Source organism: Heyndrickxia shackletonii (genome assembly GCF_001420715.1).
GTDB lineage: Bacteria > Bacillota > Bacilli > Bacillales > Bacillaceae_C > Margalitia > Margalitia shackletonii.
The window spans coordinates 649,630-671,583 of the sequence record NZ_LJJC01000006.1; the positions used below are offsets into that span (position 1 = coordinate 649,630).

The 21,954-nt window shown below is 37.4% G+C and carries 19 protein-coding genes; 14 read left to right on the plus strand and 5 right to left on the minus strand.

Going from position 1 to position 21,954, the window contains the following annotated elements; all coding sequences use genetic code 11:
• Positions 1-58: 58 nt before the first annotated feature.
• Both AN964_RS21355 and AN964_RS21360 read left to right on the plus strand, forming a co-directional pair.
• Entirely contained in the window at positions 59-1,675 is a 1,617-nt protein-coding gene (locus AN964_RS21355) for an MFS transporter (protein ID WP_055741815.1), read from the plus strand.
• A 38-nt stretch (positions 1,676-1,713) separates the two neighbouring features.
• Entirely contained in the window at positions 1,714-2,343 is a 630-nt protein-coding gene (locus AN964_RS21360) for an HlyD family secretion protein (protein WP_055741816.1), read from the plus strand.
• Positions 2,344-2,402: 59 nt separating this feature from the next.
• On the opposite strand, the gene AN964_RS27360 is transcribed toward AN964_RS21360, so the two are convergent.
• The gene (locus AN964_RS27360; RefSeq protein WP_268888412.1) at positions 2,403-2,525 is read right to left on the minus strand and encodes a hypothetical protein; all 123 of its coding nucleotides are present in this window, start codon (positions 2,523-2,525) and stop codon (positions 2,403-2,405) included.
• Between the two features lie 109 nt (positions 2,526-2,634).
• The gene (locus tag AN964_RS21365) at positions 2,635-3,861 is read right to left on the minus strand and encodes an O-antigen ligase family protein (protein WP_055741817.1); all 1,227 of its coding nucleotides are present in this window, start codon (positions 3,859-3,861) and stop codon (positions 2,635-2,637) included.
• A 351-nt stretch (positions 3,862-4,212) separates the two neighbouring features.
• On the opposite strand from AN964_RS21365, the gene AN964_RS21370 reads away from it, so the two are divergent.
• Together AN964_RS21370 and AN964_RS21375 are read left to right on the plus strand one after the other, a co-directional pair.
• Complete coding sequence (locus tag AN964_RS21370; protein ID WP_055741898.1) at positions 4,213-5,277, plus strand: C45 family autoproteolytic acyltransferase/hydrolase; 1,065 nt, start codon at positions 4,213-4,215, stop codon at positions 5,275-5,277.
• 339 nt (positions 5,278-5,616) lie between these two features.
• On the plus strand, positions 5,617-6,975 hold the full coding sequence (locus AN964_RS21375; protein ID WP_055741818.1) for an Nramp family divalent metal transporter: 1,359 nt from the start codon (positions 5,617-5,619) through the stop codon (positions 6,973-6,975).
• 127 nt (positions 6,976-7,102) lie between these two features.
• On the opposite strand, the gene AN964_RS21380 is transcribed toward AN964_RS21375, so the two are convergent.
• Entirely contained in the window at positions 7,103-8,320 is a 1,218-nt protein-coding gene (locus AN964_RS21380) for a Zn-dependent hydrolase (RefSeq protein WP_055741819.1), read from the minus strand.
• Between the two features lie 182 nt (positions 8,321-8,502).
• On the opposite strand from AN964_RS21380, the gene AN964_RS21385 reads away from it, so the two are divergent.
• From AN964_RS21385 to AN964_RS21400, 4 genes are all read left to right on the plus strand, one after another.
• Positions 8,503-9,243: an SDR family NAD(P)-dependent oxidoreductase gene (locus AN964_RS21385; RefSeq protein ID WP_055741820.1), complete on the plus strand. Its 741-nt coding sequence runs from the start codon at positions 8,503-8,505 to the stop codon at positions 9,241-9,243.
• Between the two features lie 373 nt (positions 9,244-9,616).
• Entirely contained in the window at positions 9,617-11,533 is a 1,917-nt protein-coding gene (locus AN964_RS21390; RefSeq protein ID WP_055741821.1) for a PTS mannitol transporter subunit IICBA, read from the plus strand.
• A gap of 146 nt (positions 11,534-11,679) precedes the next feature.
• Complete coding sequence (locus tag AN964_RS21395; RefSeq protein WP_055741822.1) at positions 11,680-13,767, plus strand: BglG family transcription antiterminator; 2,088 nt, start codon at positions 11,680-11,682, stop codon at positions 13,765-13,767.
• 5 nt (positions 13,768-13,772) lie between these two features.
• Positions 13,773-14,915 (plus strand): mannitol-1-phosphate 5-dehydrogenase, encoded by a 1,143-nt coding sequence (locus tag AN964_RS21400; protein WP_055741899.1) that lies wholly within the window; start codon positions 13,773-13,775, stop codon positions 14,913-14,915.
• Positions 14,916-15,015: 100 nt separating this feature from the next.
• Here AN964_RS21400 and AN964_RS21405 read toward each other — a convergent pair whose 3' ends face one another.
• Together AN964_RS21405 and gltC are read right to left on the minus strand one after the other, a co-directional pair.
• A complete protein-coding gene (locus AN964_RS21405; protein ID WP_055741823.1) occupies positions 15,016-15,525 on the minus strand; it encodes a DUF2179 domain-containing protein in 510 nt (169 codons plus the stop codon).
• Between the two features lie 139 nt (positions 15,526-15,664).
• Positions 15,665-16,576: a glutamate biosynthesis transcriptional regulator GltC gene (gene gltC / locus AN964_RS21410; RefSeq protein WP_055741824.1), complete on the minus strand. Its 912-nt coding sequence runs from the start codon at positions 16,574-16,576 to the stop codon at positions 15,665-15,667.
• A 168-nt stretch (positions 16,577-16,744) separates the two neighbouring features.
• Between gltC and AN964_RS21415 the strand changes: the two genes are divergently transcribed.
• The 6 genes from AN964_RS21415 to AN964_RS21440 all read left to right on the plus strand — a co-directional run.
• A complete protein-coding gene (locus AN964_RS21415) occupies positions 16,745-17,992 on the plus strand; it encodes a cation:dicarboxylate symporter family transporter (RefSeq protein ID WP_055741825.1) in 1,248 nt (415 codons plus the stop codon).
• Between the two features lie 145 nt (positions 17,993-18,137).
• On the plus strand, positions 18,138-18,701 hold the full coding sequence (locus AN964_RS21420) for a helix-turn-helix domain-containing protein (RefSeq protein WP_055741590.1): 564 nt from the start codon (positions 18,138-18,140) through the stop codon (positions 18,699-18,701).
• Positions 18,665-19,531, plus strand: a complete 867-nt coding sequence (locus tag AN964_RS21425; RefSeq protein WP_083489495.1) for an IS3 family transposase — start codon at positions 18,665-18,667, stop codon at positions 19,529-19,531. The genes AN964_RS21420 and AN964_RS21425 overlap by 37 nt, the downstream gene beginning before the upstream one ends.
• 180 nt (positions 19,532-19,711) lie before the next feature.
• A complete protein-coding gene (locus AN964_RS26800; protein ID WP_183102059.1) occupies positions 19,712-20,944 on the plus strand; it encodes a hypothetical protein in 1,233 nt (410 codons plus the stop codon).
• A gap of 120 nt (positions 20,945-21,064) precedes the next feature.
• Positions 21,065-21,310 (plus strand): DUF2164 domain-containing protein, encoded by a 246-nt coding sequence (locus tag AN964_RS21435; protein WP_055741827.1) that lies wholly within the window; start codon positions 21,065-21,067, stop codon positions 21,308-21,310.
• Between the two features lie 435 nt (positions 21,311-21,745).
• On the plus strand, positions 21,746-21,954 hold a 209-nt coding region (locus tag AN964_RS21440), incomplete at its 3' end, for a transposase (protein ID WP_200915636.1).

The following is a 21,954-nucleotide window of genomic DNA, read 5'->3' on the forward strand; positions in this document are numbered from 1 at the left end:
TATATCTTCTAAACAACAAAGTCTTTCATCATTTATTTTCATGAAAGGAGGAAATGGAATGGAGCAAGAAAATACACAAAACTCAAAGGGAATTATGAAAATTCCTAGCTTTTTAATCATTTCTTTTTTGACCATTTTCGCCATTGGACCGCAATATTTTGCAAATTTGTCCTACACAATGAACCAAGAAATTGTTCAAAATGGCCTCAGTCTTGGGTCGCAACAATTACTTATTCCGTCAACACTTTCAAATATCGCTTTTGCACTTGGGGTTCCTCTCGGTCCCGTGATTACTAGAGCTCTTGGGGTAAGGAAAAATTACTTAACCTTTATATTACTGTTTCTATGTGGTTCGCTTATTAATCTTTTTGCACCTAATTTAGTGATCCTTGTGATAGGCCGAATCATTCAGAGTGTCAGTGCAGGAATTCTGTTTTTAACGATGCTGCCTGTCAGCTTAAAATCATTTCCTAATAATATCCGAAATACGTATTTATTCTTTATTATAACTGGATTATTCGGTGCTACAGCTGCAGGAGCATTTTTCGGTTCACTTTCATTAGATGTGGATGCATGGCGCTGGTTGTTTTTGTTAAATGTTATATCAGCATTGTTGTGCTTAATCATCGGATTTTTTGCATTGCCAAAAATAGTGGAAGAGCATGAGCATCCCCCAATTGATAAAACGGGTTTATTTTTATTGATTTTGCTTATGATAGTACTTTCCATTCCACTTTGCAACTTAATGAATAAAGGTTTTACCTCTTATTATGTTTGGCCTTTTTTGGTTATTGCAATGATATTATTAGTTTTATTTATATTAGTGGACGTAAAAGCAGAAACCCCAATAGTACCTTTTAGAACGTTGAAGGCAGCCAAACCAATTTCGGGAACTGTAATGGCGGTAGCATCACATATTTTACTTGTGTTAGCTCTTGCTGGGATTAACGGATTTTTACGGCATAATAAAGATCTTCCAGTTCATTATTTATTAATTTTCTATTGCTGTTTTTTTGTAGGAATCGTGTTTACAGCTATTTTTAAAACACTATTCTATGGTGCGTTAGGTGCTGGAAAATTAGGGATCATCGGCTCTCTAGCCGTTATGTTTGTCAGCTGGAAATGGAGAACGATGACGCCTGCTGTTTCCTTGCCAGTGCTATACGTTGAAATCGCGCTTCTGGGAGCAGGTGTTAGTATGGTACTCGTTAGTGGTGCATTAGGGACAGCCTTTGCAGGAAACTTACATTTTGCATCAATGCGTTCAGGTACTCTGCATACAATCCGGAACTTTACAGGGGCAGTGGTTACGCCAATTGTTGCCTGGTTTATTTCAACGCAAAATCATATTCAATATGAAAATATTAGAGGGCATTTAGGAGAATTTGACTCCGAAACGAATGCGGAACTTGTCAATTTGACTCGTCGATTCGTAAGTATGGGACTGCCTGTTAAGGATGCCCAAAGTATGACTTCATATGAATTAATAGCAAACACGAAAAAATCAGCCATTTTGATGGCATATCATAATCTTTTTACAATCATGTTTGGGGTCGGTGTAATTATGCTCGCCGCATCGATTGTTAAAATGGCGACAGGTAAAGGAATTGGGCTTGTAAAAAAAGAGAAGAAGGTTAAAAGGTCAGATAAAAAAATTACAGAACCAACTGCCTAAATGTTAAAAATAAATTTGACTTTGAGAGGAGAAAAGTTATGGCTCGTCGATTAATTTTGGCCAATATTATAGGAGTTATCGTAGTATTTCTGTTAGTAGCAGCAGGTGCTTATTTCTACTATGAACATGAGCATTATTTAAAAACAAATGATGCTGTCGTTTCTGCTGATATGATGCCAGTGGTAGCATCGAAATCCGGTGTCTTAACAGACTGGAGTGTATCAAATGGAGAAGATATTTCTAACAAGGAAAATGTAGGGAATATTTTTGATGGTAAAAATTCCGTTCCAGTTGATGCCAGAATGGATGGCAAAATTATTAAAAATGAAGCTAGAAAAAATCAATTAGTTCAAGCAGGACAGGTTCTTGCTCAAGAAGCAGATATGGACCATCTATACATTATTGCGAATATCAAGGAAACAGACTTAAAAGACATTGAAGAAGGCGATAGTGTGGATGTTTCGGTAGATGGCGACTCAGGAGTTGTATTTAAAGGCAATGTGGATGAAATTGGATATGCAACAAACTCTGTATTTTCTGTACTACCATCCGATTCAACCGGTAATTATACAAAAGTAACTCAAAAGGTCCCTGTGAAAATCTCTATCGATCAACCATCATCAAAAGTGCTGCCTGGTATGAACGCAGAAGTAAAAATTAAAAAATAGTTATCGGGTGTCAGGCACCCTCCGTGGACAGCGTCCATGAGTGGTGCCTGACACCTTATTTATTTTTTGTGATCTTTTTTTGTGATCTCGCTGCGGATATTTATGTCCTTTGAGAATTCGGTATTTTGTTTATTGTTGGGATACTTGTTTTTGCGTTCACGGTTATCATTTTTGTTTGTCATGTATGGCCCCCCTTTCCTTGTTTCTATATTTTGTGTAGAAAGGTAGGTTTTATAATGGAAGATTTTTATGTGTAAAAAAAGCACCAGGCATAAGAGAGAAGCCTGGTGCTTATTTATTTTGAAGTAAAGCAGTTTGTCTGTTTTTAAATGACTGATTAGCTCGCAACGTGTACTGCTGCCACTTGCTTACTATAATAATGGCTGGTAAAGCAATCTGTGGCGAGGATAATGGAAAATCTAAAATCCCGGTTAAGCCAAGAATCGGCAACGAGAATAGGAACCAGTCAAAAATACTTTTGCTGTGATTATATTTCAGCATTTTTAGAAATTGAAACATAAAGATAATGGTTATTCCAACAAATACAACCCCTGCAAGTATCCCGAAATCTGTAAAAAAGGCTAAGAAGATATTATGGGCATGTGCTGCCTGGTGTCCGGTTAGATTGAAATATTCGGTCGGAAATCCAAGTGGTGTCAAACCAAAACTAGGATATTCTTTAATTAAATTAATACTGTTTTTCCATATAAAGAGACGAGTTTCAAAATTTTTGAATATGTCATAACTTCTTGGAATAAAGCGGTAAAGCCAAAATCCGTTCGCTATTAGAATGCTCGCGGTAAATAGCGACCATTTCCAACTCAATCTTAATAAAAATATCCCGAATAAAATTAGCATTACTCCGAACCCTGAACGTGATCCTGTCTCAATAATACCAGCAACAAGAAACACCAAGAAGGTACAATAAAGAACGATTCGCTTATAAACCTTCATCTTTATAGCTTTTAAAAGCTCGGCCAGTAAAAACCCCATTGCAAACACTAATAAAAAGGCTGAGTAATTAGGGTTATAGGCTGATCCATATAAACGTTTATGACTTAAAAAGCCTAATAATTCACTCCCAGTTAAATATCCGAACAGTTTATTGGTCCAGCCTGTTCGAAATAGCATCAAACAAAAGGTACCAAACAAGTACTGGTAAATGCCGCCAAATATAATCACCCAGCTAAAGTGTCTCATCTGAGTCACTTTATTCAGATTCATACTAAACAAATATACTCCATAAAAACCTATTATGCTTAGAGAAACGGAGAGATAGCTCCATTGCTGCTGCTGGATTGCTGCCCCAATCGTGGATAAAAATAGAATAGAAAATAGTATGGTAATAATATCCAAGGGAATTTCTCTCGTTCCTTTTATCACCCGAAACATTTCCATTGCCCCAAGGGTAAGCATATACAAGATCCCAATCGGTGGAAGTACAATTAATAAAGCTAAAGCGGCCGCTAGTGGCTGTTCTCGAAAGTAATGGAATACTAAGTTCCTGATATTCTTCATAAAACTCCCCTTTCGTTAATAAAAGCACTAATTAGAGCAGTTTTATCAATCTATATAAATAACTGTTTAACGACGTACTATCGGCATTATTTTCTTCTTAAGTGGTTAAGAAAAAAGGGTTTTTTACCATGTATAAAATTAAGATGGCAATTTTCTTTACCCTTTTCTTTAACTTAGTTACTTTATAACGTTTTACTTAATTTCTGCTTAAGGAATTATTAAAAATAGATGAGAAAAGGAATCGGAATACTCAAAACAAATAGAAGACGGATATCCACGTCTATTTCCTTTTTTTCTCATATAAAATCCTTTATTCTTAAAGGAGATGTTCGTATGAGAGAGGGATACAACTTGAAGCAAATATATAGTGAAATAATTCAATTTCGTGGCTCGCATTATGATTTCGGCTTTTTGCAAGGAGAAAAACTAAGGGATTCTATTACGGTTAAAAATCGCGAGAATCAATGGAAGGTGCGAAAGCCTAGATTTACGATTGAAGTAGAGGAAGTCAAACAAGCGATTACTAGATTTGCACCGGGAGTATGGGAGGAATTGCTTGGATTGCAAGCGGCCTTACAATGGCCAATGGAGCGCGTTCTGATGGAATTTGGGGGATACCGGTTAGATTATGTCCGTTCAGGATGTTCCATTTTAACGGGGGATTACTATTTAATTCGCAATTATGACTATCATCCGAAAACGTATGAAGGGAGATATGTCTTTTTCAAACCGACGGATCAAGGATACGCCAGTGTGGGACCAAGCCAGCGTGTGACTGGAAGAATGGATGGCATGAACGAAAAAGGATTAGCTCTTGGCTATAACTTTATGCATCGCAAGAATCCGGGAGATGGCTTTATTTGTTGTATGATAGGGAGAATAATATTAGAAGCTTGTGCTAATGTTGACGACGCGGTCGCAATGTTAAAAGAAATACCGCATCGCCATTCCTTCAGTTATATTGTCTATGATGTCAGTGGAGAGACATATATAGTGGAAACCTCCCCGCGAAGGGTGGAAGTTCGCAGGTCAAATGCATGTACGAACCATTTTGAAATCATGACACAAGAGAATCGTAATCATTTGGTCGATTCTAAGCGAAGATTAGAAATTATGGTGAAAAACCGAGAAAATCTTGTGGATGCACAAGATGCATTTCGATTATTAAATGACGCTGACAAAGGAATCTTTTCAAAGTTATATGGCAGCTGGGCGGGAACCATCCATACATCTGCCTATTTGCCAAGGGAAATGAAGGCTTGGATTGCCTTGGGCGGTAATCAAGAGCCAATACAATTTGATTTTGCCCGATGGCTAAACGGAGAAAATTTGGGGTTAGATAAAATAAAAGGTGAAATAGATACGGACATACCATTTGTCCATATGGATGAAGGAGCTGATTGGTTTCGAAGGTGAGTTAGTGTACACATATAAGAACAAATAAGCAGTTTGTCTATTTGGAGTGCCAGCATCAAATATTATTCACCAATCTACCCAGTAGAAAATATGTTAGAAAAAACTGTTAATCTTTTATTAGGAGGGGAAAACATTGCTTGATCCCTTTCTAGTATAGGATTATTTTGGATAGTAAGTTGTCTTAATAACAAAAAGTTGCACAAAGGAAAAATTTATTTACAAGGCAAATAAATAGTGATATGATTTTGATATACAAATGATCGATATAAATTTTTTTAGACTAATTTTTGCGCGAGGGAAAATTATTTTTCCCCGTCCAAATAAGGAGGAGGAGCTACGGTGGGCATTCAACTTGAACGAACAAATGAAGAACGTGGATGGTTAAAAAGAAGTTCTAGTGTAAGTCTGGAAGAAGTAAACAATTCGGTGAAAATACCTAAAAAGGCAGGTACTTGGCGGAAATTTCTTGCCTTCGTTGGACCGGGATCATTGGTGGCTGTTGGATATGTTGACCCGGGCAACTGGGCAACCTCCATTGCTGGCGGTGCACGTTTCGGCTATACGTTGTTATCTGTCATATTAATATCCAATTTAATGGCTATATTACTTCAAGCTTTATCAGCGAAACTCGGGGTTGTAACAGGAAGAGACTTGGCACAAGCGACTCGGGATGCAACAGGGAAAAAGACAGCGTTCTGTCTCTGGATATTATCTGAGCTTGCCATTATCGCAACGGATTTGGCAGAGGTCATCGGTTCGGCTATAGCCTTAAATTTATTATTTGGTATTCCTTTGTTAATCGGTATTTTAATTACTACTCTGGATGTAGTGCTCTTATTGCTGTTACAGCAGAAAGGATTCCGAATTATTGAGTCCATTGTGATTGTATTGATGACAACAATTTTTGCTGTTTTTGCATATGAAGTGATTATTTCCAAACCAGAAGTGTCCTCTTTATTAAGTGGCTATATACCAAAGCCGGAGATTGTAACGAATCCGCAAATGCTATTTATTTCACTAGGTATTTTAGGGGCGACTGTTATGCCTCATAATCTTTATTTACACTCTTCCATCGTCCAAACAAGGCAGTATAAACGTAATAGAGAGGGAAAGAGGGAGGCTCTTAAATTTTCATTATGGGATTCAGCTCTTTCGTTAACTGTAGCATTTTTGATTAACTCCGCTATCTTAATTCTTGGAGCAGCAGCATTCCATGGAAGTGGTGTAGATGTTTCGGAAATTGAAGCGGCTTATGAGATGCTGAGCCCGACTTTAGGTGTAGGGATTGCAAGTACCTTATTTGCTGTTGCACTGCTTGCATCCGGACAAAATTCAACCATTACTGGCACTCTGTCTGGACAAATCGTAATGGAAGGGTTTATGAATTTAAGAATCAGACCATGGCTGCGCCGCCTCATTACTAGATTATTAGCTGTTATACCGGCCTTTATTGTCACTTGGATAGCTGGCTCAAGAGGAACTGGGGAACTTCTTTTATGGAGTCAAGTGATTCTAAGCTTACAGCTCCCATTTGCGGTTGTACCATTGGTAGTGTTTACGAGTGACAAAAAGAAAATGGGTGAGTTTGCAAATAAAATGTGGGTAAAAGTTCTAGCTTGGCTATGCACAGCCGTCATTATTGTCTTGAATGTATTCTTGGTAGGTTATATCATCGTTACGGGTCATGATTTGGGATAACAAACAAAAGTGGCATGCACAATCTATTAAACTAGCTGTGCATGCCATTTTTCCATCCCGAATGTCACGTATCTACCGGTGATGTACAGTTAAGCACTGGTTGGGCTAGACATCAAGTGAAATGGAACTATCTCTGGTCTAACTTGGAAAGTGTAAGCAACATTGTTTCGGCACCGATTTTTACATCTTCCTTTGAGGTGAACTCCTTAGGATTGTGACTAATGCCGTCTTGGGAACGAACAAAAATCATTCCTATTGGAAAGCTGTCTTTAAATTGCATTCCATCATGACCAGCGCCACTTGGCAGAGAAATAACAGGAAAGCGCAGTTCAGCGATACTCTCTTGAATAGTTTCTTGAATGGTACTAGAACATAATACAGGAGCAATTTTTTGAAGTTCCACAATAGACATATGTATTCCGCGTTCTTCCACAACCTTTGATGCGTAGTCCCTGATTTCCTTTTCTAACTGGTCAAGTATTTCTTCGTTAATATCCCGAATGTCAATCGTGAATTCCACGCTTCCCGGAATGACATTAACACCACCTGGAGTAAGGGATAACGTCCCAACTGTTGCTACTGCATGTTCATATTTCTTAGCCAATTTCTCCGTTTCTGAAATAATCAAACTGGCAGCAACCAAAGGGTCCTTCCGTTGGTTCATTGGTGTTGCTCCAGCATGCTCTGCTTCACCTTTTAAAGAAAACTTCAGCCATAGTGGCCCAGCAATACCCGTTACAACTCCAACAGGAACATTCTCCTTCTCTAAAACTTTCCCTTGTTCGATATGTAATTCTAAGTAAAGCTTTATATTATCCATTTTAGCCTCTTGAATTTTGTTCGGATCATATCCATGCTTCACCATGGCATCGTGTACAGATATGCCATTTGCATCTTTCCATTGTAAATGATCCGCTTTCAGATTACCTGCTACGGCTAGGCTTCCAATCATACCAAATCCAAATCTGGAACCTTCTTCATCTTTAAAAGCAATCACCTTTACCGGATGGTTTAATTTAATATTTTGTTCTTGAAGGGACTGTAACACCTCAATAGCTGTTAATACTCCAAGACTTCCATCAAATTTACCACCATTTGGTACTGTATCAATATGTGATCCCAATAGGATAGTGGGGAGATTATCTGCCCCAGGTAAAGTTCCTATTAAATTTCCGATAGAATCATAGGTAACTTGCAGTCCAGCTTCTTGCATGTAGTGTTTGACTTTTTCATACGCCTCTTTTTCAATGTCTGTATAAGCAAAACGGGTAACACCATTATCGGAAGTTTGCCCGATGAGTGAAAGTTCTTGAATTCTTGTCCAAAGACGATCGGAATTTACCATTAATCATTTCTCCCCTGCATTATTATACATTTATTATACATAATTATTAGTTTTATGAAACTCTAGGTTATTAATAACGAGTTAGGTTTTTTATGTAAAAAAAGATAGAAAAATTTAATTACTGGAAGTTTTAAAGGTAAAATAGGTATAGCAAATTATTTTAGAAAAGGGGAAGAATTTCCATGAACTTTTCGGGTAAAGTCGTAGTAGTTACAGGTGCAGGAAATGGGATTGGAAAGACGGTCGCCATTGAATATGCGAAGAAAGGTGCAAAAGTGGTAGTTGCGGAGGTAGAACGAGAAGCTGGACAGCGAACGTCTGATCAAATCAATCAAGATGGTGGCAATGCTATTTTTATCAAAACAGATGTAAGAAATCCCGAGGAAATTGAAGATTTATTTTCTGCTGCAGCCAGGGAATGTGGAAGCGTTGATATTGTCATTAATAATGCTGGTGTGTCCAGATGGAAGGACCCACTAGAGTTAACAGTGGAGGAGTGGGATGACATCATTAATACAAATCTTCGCAGTGTCTTCTTATGTACGCGTGAGGCAGCAAAATATATGAAAAACGGCGGTGCGGTCGTGAATATCGCGTCGACACGTGCCTTAATGTCTGAGCCTAATTCAGAAGGCTATGCAGCGACAAAAGGTGGTATTGTTGCACTAACACATGCTATGGCTGTTTCATTAGGTGAAAAAGGAATTCGTGTGAATGCAATCAGTCCGGGTTGGATAGAAACGAATAACTATGCGCAATTAAGCGCCGTTGATCATGCCCAGCACCCTGCAAAACGAGTTGGAAAACCATTAGATATTGCAAAAGGCTGCTTTTATTTAACAGATCCGGAAAATGACTTTGTCACTGGCCAAAATATTGTCATTGATGGTGGAATGACCATTAAGATGATTTATGAAGAATAAATTAAAAAAGTGAATGATCAAAAAATCTAGAGGATTGCATCTCTAGATTTTTTTTATAGAGATTAATAGTCAAATCAAAATTAATCGCAGACACTCTAATAATTTTTAATCTTATTGGAAGTAAAAGTTGTCAAATTGGTGTGTCTATTGTGAGTGAACCAATTGGCGGATTGTCCGTTTGTGGTGAAATTTAAAGTGCGAATTTCACTCGGTGCCCGACACCATATAGTGATTGTGAATGATGGCGTATTTTTTGAGAAACAATAGTTTTGTCAAAGTTTGTGCGACAAAGTTAGGTTTCCTTTTTGTTGAAGGTGGTGTTTTAGTGTCATAACATTATTAATGTACTATCTTAATGAAAGGAAGAGAGCGAATGGCTCAATCAAATATAAAAGTAGCGGTTCAAAAGTTTGGTAACTTTTTGAGCTCTATGGTTATGCCTAATATTTCTGCTTTCATTGCTTGGGGTCTGATTACAGCATTCTTTATTCCTACTGGTTTCACTCCAAATGAAAGCCTTGCCAAAATGGTTAGTCCGATACTTACCTATCTGTTGCCACTACTAATTGGTTATACAGGCGGTAAGCTCGTTCATGATCAACGTGGTGCCGTTGTCGGTGCAATTGCCACAATGGGGGTTATTGTAGGGGAACCGACAGTTCCAATGTTCCTTGGTGCAATGATCATGGGACCACTTGGCGGTTATGTAATCAAGAAATTCGATCAATTAATCGAAGGAAAAATTAAAGCCGGTTTTGAAATGCTTGTTAACAACTTCTCCGGTGGTATTTTAGGTGGGGCTTTAGCTATCCTCGCATTCTGGGCGATCGGTCCTGCGGTAAAGGTGTTAACAGGATGGCTGGTTAATGGTGTAGATTGGCTTGTAGCAACAAATCTTTTACCTTTAACAAGTATCATAATCGAACCTGCCAAAATCTTGTTCTTAAACAACGCTATTAATCATGGTGTATTATCACCAATTGGTATTGAACAAGCGAAAACTGCAGGTAAATCTGTTCTATTCTTACTTGAAGCAAATCCTGGACCAGGTATTGGTCTATTGTTAGCATATTGTATATTTGGAAAAGGAACAGCCAAAAGATCTGCACCAGGTGCTGCCCTTATTCAATTCTTTGGGGGTATTCATGAAATTTACTTCCCATATGTACTAATGCGTCCGATGTTATTCATCGCTGTTATCCTTGGTGGTATGAGTGGGGTATTAACATTAGTTCTTTTAGGCGGCGGTTTATTAGCTCCAGCATCACCAGGAAGTATTATTGCTGTTCTAGCAGTTACTCCACATAGTGCAGGCGCTTATATTGCTAACATTGCAGGGGTTCTTGTAGCGGCTATTGTATCCTTTGTTGTTTCAGCCTTTATTCTAAAAACAGGTAAACAAAAGGATGAAGATATTGAAGAAGCAGCAAGAAAAATGCAAGAAATGAAAGGCAAAAAAAGCTCTGTTGCAGGTGTATTTGCGGAAAACAACGGAAAAATGCCTGAGCACGTAAGCAAGATTGTATTTGCTTGTGATGCAGGAATGGGATCCAGTGCAATGGGAGCATCCCTTCTTCGTAAAAAGGTAAAAGAAGCGGGATTAAATATAAATGTAACGAATACAGCTATTAGCAACTTACCTTCTGATGCACAAATTGTTGTGACGCAGGAAGAATTAACGCCTAGAGCGAAAAATAAACTTCCAAACGCTTATCATGTATCGGTAGATAATTTCTTATCAAGTCCGGAATATGATAAATTAATTGATCAGCTAAAAAATGGCGATACTAACGAATTAAACGAGGTTGTAGAGGACGCAGAAGCAAATGCTCCGAGTCCTGAAGATACGCCTGATAGCAATGACGGATTGTTATTAGAAAAAAATATCTTCCTAAATCAACAATTCGCAAATAAGGAAGAAGCAATTCGTTTTGCAGGTAGAGCATTAGTGGAATCTGGATACGTGAAGGAAAGCTATATTGAAGCAATGATTGCTCGCGATGCAATGACTTCTACGTATATGGGAAATGATGTAGCCATTCCACATGGTACAGAAGAAGCGAAAAAAGATGTACTTCAATCAGGATTCACCGTATTGCAAGTACCAAATGGCGTTGATTTTGATGGCAATAAAGTACGTTTGATTTTCGGTATTGCGGGAAAGGATGGCACACATCTAGAAATCCTATCTGGAATCGCAGTTACTTGTTCCGATATGGAAAATATCGAGAAAATGGTTGCCGCCAAATCAGCAAAAGAAATCATGGATATTATCAACGACAAAAAATAATGACCTTACAACATAGAAAAGCGCAGGTACCCTGTCGCTTTTCTATTCATTTGGGTGTCAGGCACCATTCATGGACAAATTGCGAAACTGTCCGCTTGGAGTGGACATCTAGTTAAAAAATAGATTTCCTGAAATGAGGGTGTGGAATGTTTATTACCTCAAGGGAAAAAGCAATCATCGAATTGATTATCAAAACATCCGGGAAACACACCGCTTTTTCTATTGCGACATTTTTAAATGTAAGTGTGCGAACGATTCAACGTGATTTAAAAACAATCGAAAAAATATTAGAATATTTCCACCTTCAATTAGTGAGAAATTCAAATGAAGGTTTGGTTATTGAAGGGAAAAATCAACAAATTTTTCGTTTAGTTCAGCATCTTACCGGCAGTCATCCTGTGGACCAAACACCTCAGGAAAGGAAACTGTTGTTGCTTTTAACATTGTTGAAAGATGTGGAATCCTTTAAAATTCAAGCTTTAGCAACAGAATTAGGAGTCAGTGTTACAACTTTGACTATCTATCTCGATGAATTAACGGAGTGGCTGAAAAATTTTAATCTTGAACTCACCCGAAAACGTGGTGTTGGGGTTGAATTTCATGGAACAGAAGAAAATAAGCGCAAAGCACTAGCAAGTTACTTTTTGCTTTATTTTAATGAAGATATGATTGAAAGCTTATTTTTATTAGAAAAAGGAAAGAGCACACAGGAGAAAATTTTATATTATCTTGATCCAATGTATTTATTGGAAATAGACAGGATTGTAAATGATACGTTAATTAACCGTCACTCGCGGCTGGCTGACAGTGATTATATCGGACTAATTATCCAAATATGCATTACGGTGCAAAGGATAAAAGACGGTTTTCTAATGCAAAGTGAGAGCAGTTTTTTCAATGAACATTCAGAGGAATACATCCTGATGGAGAAAATTTGCCAGACGGTGGAAGAATCTCTGTCCCTTCAGTTTACATATGCTGACGTACGCTTTTTAGCATCTATTTTAAAAGGGTCCAAGCTACAGGAAGTAGAAACTGTTCCGTATGACAGTGTAGTGTTGGGGCAAATGATTAAAAATATGATCCAATATGTATCTACCCAACTTCATGTTGATTTAACAAGGGATTTTTCCCTGTTTCAGGGACTCGTTTCCCATCTGGAGCCGTCGCTTTTTCGAATTAAGCAGAATATGGGGCTATTCAACCCATTAACCGAAGAGATAAAACGAAAATACCCGGTTCTGTTTCTTGCCGTAAAAAATAGTGTTGTAAAAGAATTTAAAGATATTGAGGATTTTCCTGAGGATGAAATTGCTTTTATTGTACTTCATTTTGGATCTGCTCTGGTACTGCGGGAAGAAGAAATGAAGATTAAAGCAGTAGTGGTTTGTCCAACTGGTATTGGTACCTCGAAAATGCTTGCGAGCCGAATAAAGAAAGAGATACTGGAAATTGATTCGGTTGAAATTAAATCGATAAAGGAAATTCAAAGCCAGGAGAGCTTACAATCATTTGATGTCGTTATTTCCACCGTCCGGCTCCCATTTATTCGTACGGAATATATTTTGGTGAATCCTCTCTTAAGTGATGAAGATATATCTGCAATCAGAAGCTTTTTGCAAAAAAATATCGGGAACTTAACCAAAAATAAAAAATACACGGGTAAAACGGGTCCACTAGTATCAAGAAAAGCAAATCCAACACTATCGGACTTATTGCAAGAATTAAAGGATATTGAATCAAGTATCGAATCGATTATCCAGCATTTTCGTATCTATCGTAACCTCAGACAGGATGGATACAAAGATACGATGAGAGAAATGCTAAGAATTGCAGAAATGGAAAATCTCATTGGTAATGTTGAAAATGTAATGGAAACATTGCTAGATAGAGAAGAAAAAGGCGGTCTCGGAATCCCTGATACTGGAATGGGACTTTTCCATTGTCGGAGTAAACATGTGCATCAGCTCCTGTTTCAGATTTCCCATTTAGATAAGCCTTTTATGGTAAAAGGAATGGATGGGAATGAGATGCCCATGAAAAATCTTTTGCTAATGCTGGCTCCCGAGAATTTAAGCACGAGGGAACAAGAAATCATCAGTTTGCTTAGTACAAGTTTAATCGAATCAAAAGAATCTATCATGATTTTTTCATCAGGAAATGAAGATGCTGTTCGCGAAAAGCTGGAATCTATCTTTTTAGAGTATCTTCAAACAAATTGGATAAAGGAATGATTGAAATGAAACAAGTAGTACATTTTGGTGCTGGGAACATAGGAAGAGGATTTATTGGTGCTCTTTTTTCACAATCTGGTTATCATGTAACTTTTGTAGATATTGCCGATCAAGTTATTGATCAGTTGAATGAAAAAGGGCAATATCAGGTAAAATTAGCGACTGACGCGCAGGAATCCATGACCATTACAAATGTTTCTGGTTTAAATAATATGAAGCAAGAAAACGAAGTAGTCGAAGCTATTAAAAATGCAACCTTTTTAACTACCGCAATTGGTCCAACCATTCTGCCGAGAATTGCTCCTTTAATTGCAAAAGGTTTAGCAGAAAGAGTAAAATCAACGGATGAAAAATTGTATGTAATTGCCTGTGAAAATCAAATTTCAGCAACGGACTTGTTGAAGGGTTATATATTAGAAAGCCTTGATGAAGACACAAAAGCGACATTAGAAGGAAAAGTGTACTTTTTCAATTCTGCAGTAGACCGTATTGTACCGATTCAAAACAACAATGGTTCATTGGATGTATTGGTAGAACCATATTATGAATGGGTAGTGGAAACAACAGAAGATATTCCTCCTGTTGAGGGAATGAAAATTGTCGCGGATCTTGCTCCGTTTATTGAACGGAAACTATTTACAGTTAATACTGGTCATGCTGTCATTGCGTATCTTGGATACTTAGGCAATAAAGCCACTATTGATCAAACACTTGCAGATGAAGAAATAGAAAGACAAGTAAAAGCGACACTAGGCGAAACAGGTGCTTATTTGATTAAGCAATACGACTTAAGTTCAGAAGAACATCAACAATATATTGATAAAATTATTCATCGCTTTAAAAATGCTTACTTAAATGATGCAGTAACAAGGGTGGGCCGCTCGCCAATCCGCAAGCTTGGACCAAACGACCGCCTTGTCCGCCCGGCAACGGAAGCTCAGAAAGCAGGGCTTTCCTACACAAATCTTGCCAGAGCAATTGCCTCTGCATTGCTCTTTGATTTTAAGGAAGATGAAGAAGCTGTAAAATTACAACAAATGATTAGCGAATATGGTGTTCAGCACGCATTGAAAGAAGTAAGCGGGCTTGCTGAAAATAATGAGATTACGAAAGAAGTTTTACGTCATTACGAACAGTTGAAAAAGTAATATTTTTGTCAGGACACATGGGGATTCATTTCTTCATGTGTTTTTGTATTCTATGAACCTGGGCAGTGTGGGAATTTCTGATTTCCATTCCCCGATAAAACTATTTAATCCTATCCAACAAATATCCACCTTTAAATTTCCTTGGTTCATAAGAAATAATAAAAGCTCTCGGTTCAAAATGTTCAATCGTAGCGAATAATTCGTTTTCTCTATTTCTTTTAGTTAAGATTTCTAATCTATACCTTTCACTGTCTCGTCCTTCACCGGAATAAACCGTAACACCGAATCCATTTCGACGTAATGTATCTATTAGATCGTTGTTTTTCGATTGTGTATTTACAGTAACATTAATAAATCCTATTGCCAGTTTCTGTTCAATTTTCGTTCCAAGTATAATTCCGATGCCAAAACCAACGGAATAGACCACCATGGCAAGGAGGTTTTTATCCCCGCCAAAAACCAAGGAAAGCCCGAATACATATATCAACATTTCTACAATCCCAAGTATGGACGCCAATATGGTGACATTTTTCACAAGAAAAATGGTTCGCAGTGTGTAGATAGGGACATATATCAGTTGCAACAGTAATATTAAGAAGATATTTAACAATGATTTACACCTCTGTTTTAATGGGTCTCCTATTGTTCTTTTCCTTTCTCAGCTCTTTTATTCCTCTACCCATTAAAACAAGTATAAAAACGTATCGGAAAAAAATAGGACCTCACCTAGGAGGTCATCTTTATAAGTCTTAATCAAACTCTTGCTGTCTTGAAAGTATCGAGTAGTAACGTATCACAAAATCATAAAATAATTTTTCCGAAGGCGATAAGTCACGGTTTTTTGGGCTAATGATTCCGACGGTTCTCCGAATTTCAGGCTGTGTAACTCGTTTCACTAATGTATCATTAGGGATATTATCCAAAAGAGTGATTTCTGGTAATAATGTAACTGCCATCCCCGATGAAACTAAGCCTTTAATGGCATCTAAATCTTCTCCTTCATAAGGTATTTTCGGCCGAAAACCTGATTGGAGGCATGCATCCTCTGCAATTTTACGAAGAATATATCCTTTTGGAAAGAAGACAAATGATTCATTTTCTAACTGGCGTAGGACGATGCTTTCTGCGGCTGCCAAAGGATGCTCTTTGGGTAATAGAGCGACAAAATACTCCATAAATAAAATGTCAGTATGGATATCAGGATCATGGGTTGGGACAGGACCGATAAAGGCAAGGTCAATTTCTCTTCTTTTAATTCCCTCTATTAAATAATCATACGAACCCTGTCTTAAATGAAAACGGACATCTTGATGCTCTTTTTTAAAAGCGTTAATAATCTGCGGTAGTGTATTACTAGCTAAACTTGAGGGGAAACCGATTCTGATGGAGCCTCGTTCTGGATCCAAATATTCATTAATTAATTGTTTAGCATCACCAAGAGCATTAATCGCAATGGAAGCTTTTTCTGCGAACATTCTTCCAATATAGGTTAATTTGATATTTCTCCCTTCCCTTTCAAAAAGCTGAACTCCTAGCTCCTCTTCTAAATTGGAAATTTGCCTGCTTACTGCGGATTGTGCAATGTGTAAGTTATCTGCTGCAAGAGACATATGCTCTTTTCTGGCAACCTCTAAAAAGTATAGCAATTGTCTTAATTCCATAAGTTTCCCTTCTATCTCGATTTGATATAAATTATATGTTAATTATATATTGTTAATATGATTAATTAAATATATTATAGTAATATAGAAATAAAAGCCCTTTCATTATGAAAAGACCAGTATTTTATCCCTCTCTACGTGAAAACTAGTGTAAAGGAGAATCACAGCATGAAAAAACTCAGCTTAGGTTGGCAAATTCTAATTGGACTTGCTCTTGGTATTGTAATTGGGGCAATTTTTTTTGAGAATCCAACTTTACCAAAGATATTAAAGCCAGTTGGCGATATATTTCTTCGATTAATTAAAATGATTGTGGTACCGATCGTTGTATCAAGTTTGATCATTGGGGTATCCGGTGTCGGAGATATGAAGTCTCTTGGGAAAATCGGGGGAAAAACCATTCTCTATTTTGAAATAATTACAACAATTGCGATAGTTGTAGGTTTACTTGCTGCAAACATCTTTCATCCAGGTACAGGAGTAGATAGAACTCATTTAGCAAAAACAGATATTTCTAGTTATGTAAGCACAACAGAATCGACCAAGAGTCATTCTTTCATAGATACTATTGTTAATATTGTACCTGCAAACCCAATTCAGGCTCTAGCAAATGGCGATATGTTAGCAATCATCTTTTTCTCTGTTCTTTTTGGATTAGGAGTTGCTGCTATTGGGGAAAGAGGAAAACCTGTCATAGACTTCTTTAAAGGTGTGGCAGATTCGATGTTCTACGTAACGAACCAGGTAATGAAAGTAGCGCCAATCGGTGTATTTGCCTTAATTGGTGTTACAGTATCGACATTCGGGCTATCATCCTTATTCCCGCTTGTTAAATTAGTTGCCGTTGTGTACGGTTCTATGATCTTTTTCATTATAGTCGTATTGGGAATCGTAGCCAGAATTGCAAAAGTCAACATCTTTAAGTTTTTACGATATTTAAAAGATGAGTTAATCTTGGGCTACTCCACATCAAGTTCTGAAACAGTACTTCCAAGAATTATGGAGAAAATGGAGAAGCTTGGATGTCCAAAAGCCATTACATCGTTTGTAATCCCGGCTGGGTATTCATTTAACCTAGATGGATCCACGCTTTATCAATCCATTGCTGCTCTATTTATCGCCCAAATTTATGGAATTCATATGAGTATTGGACACCAAATCACACTGGTACTGGTCTTGATGATTACTTCTAAAGGAATTGCGGGCGTTCCAGGAGTTTCATTCGTCGTACTGCTTGCAACATTAGGAAGTGTTGGTCTCCCTGTTGAAGGCCTCGCATTAATTGCAGGAATTGACCGAATTCTGGACATGGCTCGTACAGCAGTTAATATAGTAGGGAACTCCCTTGCAGCGATTGTCATCTCAAAATGGGAAGGGCATAAAGTTTTAGATAAAGTAGAAAGTCAGGTGGAATAAAGCAACTGGTCTTTCGTACCCAATAAAAAGCATTTGGTGGGATGAAGGATAGGTTCCTCATCCCGGTATAAAAAGTTGAAACGCTTGGAGTAGGTACCGACCCCCGAAAGTTAGAGTAATAAATCTAACTTTCGGGGGTGTTTTTATGGCAAAATATAGTGAAGAATTCAAAATAAGGCTTGTCACCGAGTATTTAGAGGGCAATATTGGGTATGGATCATTGGCAAAAAAATATAATATGGGCAGCCAGACCTCAATACGTGAATGGGTGAATGTATATAAGTCTCAAGGGATGGATGGGTTAAATCGTAGGAAAACGAAAAAGGAGTATTCTGTTCAATTTAAAATGGATACGATACAATTTATGTTAAACACAGGTGCTTCTTATTTAGAAACTGCTGTTCATTTTAATTTGAACAACCCTTCCTTGATTATTCGCTGGACGAAAGAATTTTATGAACAAGGAGTAGAAGGCCTGATTCCAAAACCAAAGGGGCGGTCTTCTGTGTCTAAGAAACCCAATAAACAAAAGAATAAGGAAGAAAAAAAGTTAACACGTGAAGAAGAGTTGGAACGTGAGAATGAACTACTAAAGCTAGAAAATGCGTACCTAAAAAAGCTGAGAGCTTTTCGGGCAAATCAGAATGCCTTCCTCGAAAAGCACAAGCTAAATTGGCATTCGAACTCAAAGAAGAAGGATTCCGATTAAAGGATATTTTCCTTGTGGTCGGTATTCCTGAGGCAACCTATCACTATCATGTAAAAAACTTTGGGAATAAAGATACGAATAGAGAGCTAAAAGAACTCATTACCGACCTGTTTAAGAAGTTCCATGAACGTTACGGTTATAAACGCATCACAAAGGAATTAAAGAAGTTAGGACATCGTGTTAACCATAAAAAAGTGTATCGACTTATGCGAGAAATAGGATTGAAATGTGTAAAATTTATGCGGAAATCCCGTAAATACAATTCCTATAAGGGGAAGGTTGGGAAGGTAGCGAAAAACCGTTTATCCCGGCGTTTTTCCACACCTATCCCTCTTCAAAAATTAGTAACAGACATTACAGAATTCAAATGTCTAGGCGATGAGAAGTTATATTTAAATCCGATTCTTGACCTTTATAACGTAGAAATTGTTGCGTTTGAAATTAGGAAACGTCCAACGTTAGATCTTGTCATGAAACCTTTAAAAGAAACAATAGAGATATTAAAGAATCATGCGACCTATCGCACCACTATCCATTCCGATCAAGGCTGGCATTATCAACACAACCAATGGGTCAGAACGTTAAAAGAAAATAAAATATTCCAAAGCATGTCACGTAAAGCAACCTGCGCAGACAACGCTTCGATGGAGAATTTCTTCGGCATTTTAAAACAAGAAATGTATTATGGGGAGATTCTAGTAAGCTATGAAGAATTAAAAAGAAGAATAGAAGAATATATCTACTGGTATAACAATGAACGTTCAAAAGAAAAATTGGCTGGAATGAGTCCAGTTGAATACCGAACTCAATCCAGCCAATCAGCTGCATAATAAAACTCTAACTTTTAGGGGTAACCACCGTAGTGCATTATTCCAAGCGTTTTATAATGGAATAAAGGACTTGAAATAGTTCTGAAAACGAATTGGATATTAAATGGGAATACTTCTTCGTTTGATTAGGGATAATATTACTTGATAACGGTTTAAAATTTATCCCGCGAGGTAGAAATGTTGAAAAAGTCCTTCCCAAATCAATTGCGCCGCCCAAAGGCTTATCTTTCTCCATTCTTAGTAAATTATATTGTAGAACGTAATCCTTGGAATATTGTTTGGTGGTCTGCCGCCTTTCCAGGTGCTGGTCATATGCTTCTGTGCAAATATTTTTCTGGGATATTGCTGATGTTTTGGGAGATTGTTATTAACGTCAAGGCCCATATCAATGAGGCTATATACTATTCTATGATTGGAAAGTTCGAGCTTGCTAAAATGACGATTGATACCAGGTGGTTTCTTCTATATTCGGCTGTTTTTGTCTTTGCTATGTGGGATTGTTACAGTATCACAATTGATTTAAATAAATATGCTCGATTAGCTAATCGTTCCGAATCGAGAATTAGGCCATTTAAAATTAGTGCAATAGAAGTAAATTTCCTTGATTATCGAAATCCATGGAATGGGGCTTTTTGGTCCTTTTTTAGTCCAGGATTAGGTTCCATTTATAGCAATAGGCTTCCAACAGGTTTTTTTATTCTCATTTGTTTTATTTTTACGGCGTATAAATCGAATGTATTACCTGCTATTCAATTGACGTTTTTAGGAAAGACGGAACTGGCAGGTTCTATCATTGATATTCAATGGTTTTTAAATTTGCCATCCATTTTACTTTTTAGTATAAGCAGTTCTTATGAAGATATATTCATTACCAATAAATTATTCAAACTAGAACAATCCAGATTTTTAAAGGAGAATTATCAGCCGGAACATTTTAAAATGCCCCAAAAGACTAAAAAGAGGGATTTTATGCATATCATTTCAACCTTTCGACATAATGCCTTATTAGAACTTGCATTGAGTGATTTGGAACTACGGGGAATACCAAGGGAAAATATTTTCGTTGCTTCTTTAGAAAAATTCTCCCCGAAATTTCATAAGGTTCGAAAAAATCATAAGGAAGGTGCCAGTAAATACGAATTGTCGTTTTTCTTGGGAGCTATTTTTATGCTTCTTGGTGGTATATATGGCTTTATATGGACTTGGGGCCCTATTCTATGGTCACTGATTGGATTGATATTCGGAGCCCTTTTAGGTGTTATTATTTCCCTTATTATTTATCGAAGTAAATGGTTTCAAAAGGAGATGCCTACAGAGGTTGTTCTGATCATAGAATGTGAAACTAATCAATCAGAGCTTGTTGAAGGAATCTTATGGGACCACAACGCACTTGGTGTAACGAAAACATCGTGACTCGGCATACTGCCGGGTTTTTCTTCTATATGTACATATTACTTTGAAAAAATAAAGGCTTTATTTGTTAGGTAAACGATAGTATAGTACAACTAATAAATTTTGAAGGAGTGTATTATTTTGTTTCTCAAACTGACCAAAGAACAAAGGCAAATGATGATAGCAGATATTCAAGACTTTTTTTTACAAGAAAGAGATGAAGAAATAACAGAGTTTGCAGCTGAATCTGTATTAAACTTCTTTAAAGAGTCACTTGCACCGCATTTTTATAATGCTGCTATTCAAGACGCTAAACATGTAGTTGAGCAACAGTTTTTATCGCTGGAAGAGGAAATCGTAACACTCGAGCGACCGGTAAGGAAATAGCAATGTATTCGTTTAAATGACCAGATTGGGAAGTATTTGCTTGAAGATGTCTTTTATAAGTTGGATGAAGGATAGGGTGGCGAAAAAACTTGGTCGAGATGACCTTTAGAAGGTTTCAAAAGACCAACAGGGGGCCAAATCCGGAACCAAGTGTCCTTTAGAAGGTTTCAAAAGGCCAACAGGGGGGCAAATCCTGACCCAAATGGACCTTCATAAGCGGGATGAAGGACAATGAGGCGGAAAAACTGAGTCAGGATGACCTTCATAAGTAGGATGAAGGACAGTGCGACGGAAAACTAAGTCAAGATGACCTTCATGAGTGGGATGAAGGACATTGAGGATTAAGTCCATATAATTGTGTAAAAAGAATAGGTCATCATCATGACCCGTGTTACAATGTTTTCGACCAAGAAACCATTTACGGAGGACATGATGATGACCCAAATAAATATTACTATAAATTTAGAAGATCTCAAAGAAAAAATTGAAAAAAGCTCACTTGAATCACCCGTAAAAGCCTCTTTGACATTAATTTTAAATTCTTTGATGGAGAAAGAAAGAGACGAATATATCAATGCTCTTTCCCATGAAAGAACAGAAGAACGTAGAGGGTATCGAAATGGTTATTATGAGCGTGAATTAAT

Bases quoted from the DNA above. Each gene is read 5' to 3' on its own strand.
- AN964_RS21355 (WP_055741815.1), top strand. From the start codon at position 59: ATGGAGCAAGAAAATACACAAAACTCAAAGGGAATTATGAAAATTCCT.
- AN964_RS21360 (WP_055741816.1), top strand. From the start codon at position 1,714: ATGGCTCGTCGATTAATTTTGGCCAATATTATAGGAGTTATCGTAGTA.
- AN964_RS27360 (WP_268888412.1), bottom strand. From the start codon at position 2,525: ATGACAAACAAAAATGATAACCGTGAACGCAAAAACAAGTATCCCAAC.
- AN964_RS21365 (WP_055741817.1), bottom strand. From the start codon at position 3,861: ATGAAGAATATCAGGAACTTAGTATTCCATTACTTTCGAGAACAGCCA.
- AN964_RS21380 (WP_055741819.1), bottom strand. From the start codon at position 8,320: ATGGTAAATTCCGATCGTCTTTGGACAAGAATTCAAGAACTTTCACTC.
- AN964_RS21385 (WP_055741820.1), top strand. From the start codon at position 8,503: ATGAACTTTTCGGGTAAAGTCGTAGTAGTTACAGGTGCAGGAAATGGG.
- AN964_RS21390 (WP_055741821.1), top strand. From the start codon at position 9,617: ATGGCTCAATCAAATATAAAAGTAGCGGTTCAAAAGTTTGGTAACTTT.
- AN964_RS21395 (WP_055741822.1), top strand. From the start codon at position 11,680: ATGTTTATTACCTCAAGGGAAAAAGCAATCATCGAATTGATTATCAAA.
- AN964_RS21400 (WP_055741899.1), top strand. From the start codon at position 13,773: ATGAAACAAGTAGTACATTTTGGTGCTGGGAACATAGGAAGAGGATTT.
- gltC (WP_055741824.1), bottom strand. From the start codon at position 16,576: ATGGAATTAAGACAATTGCTATACTTTTTAGAGGTTGCCAGAAAAGAG.
- AN964_RS21415 (WP_055741825.1), top strand. From the start codon at position 16,745: ATGAAAAAACTCAGCTTAGGTTGGCAAATTCTAATTGGACTTGCTCTT.
- AN964_RS21420 (WP_055741590.1), top strand. From the start codon at position 18,138: ATGGCAAAATATAGTGAAGAATTCAAAATAAGGCTTGTCACCGAGTAT.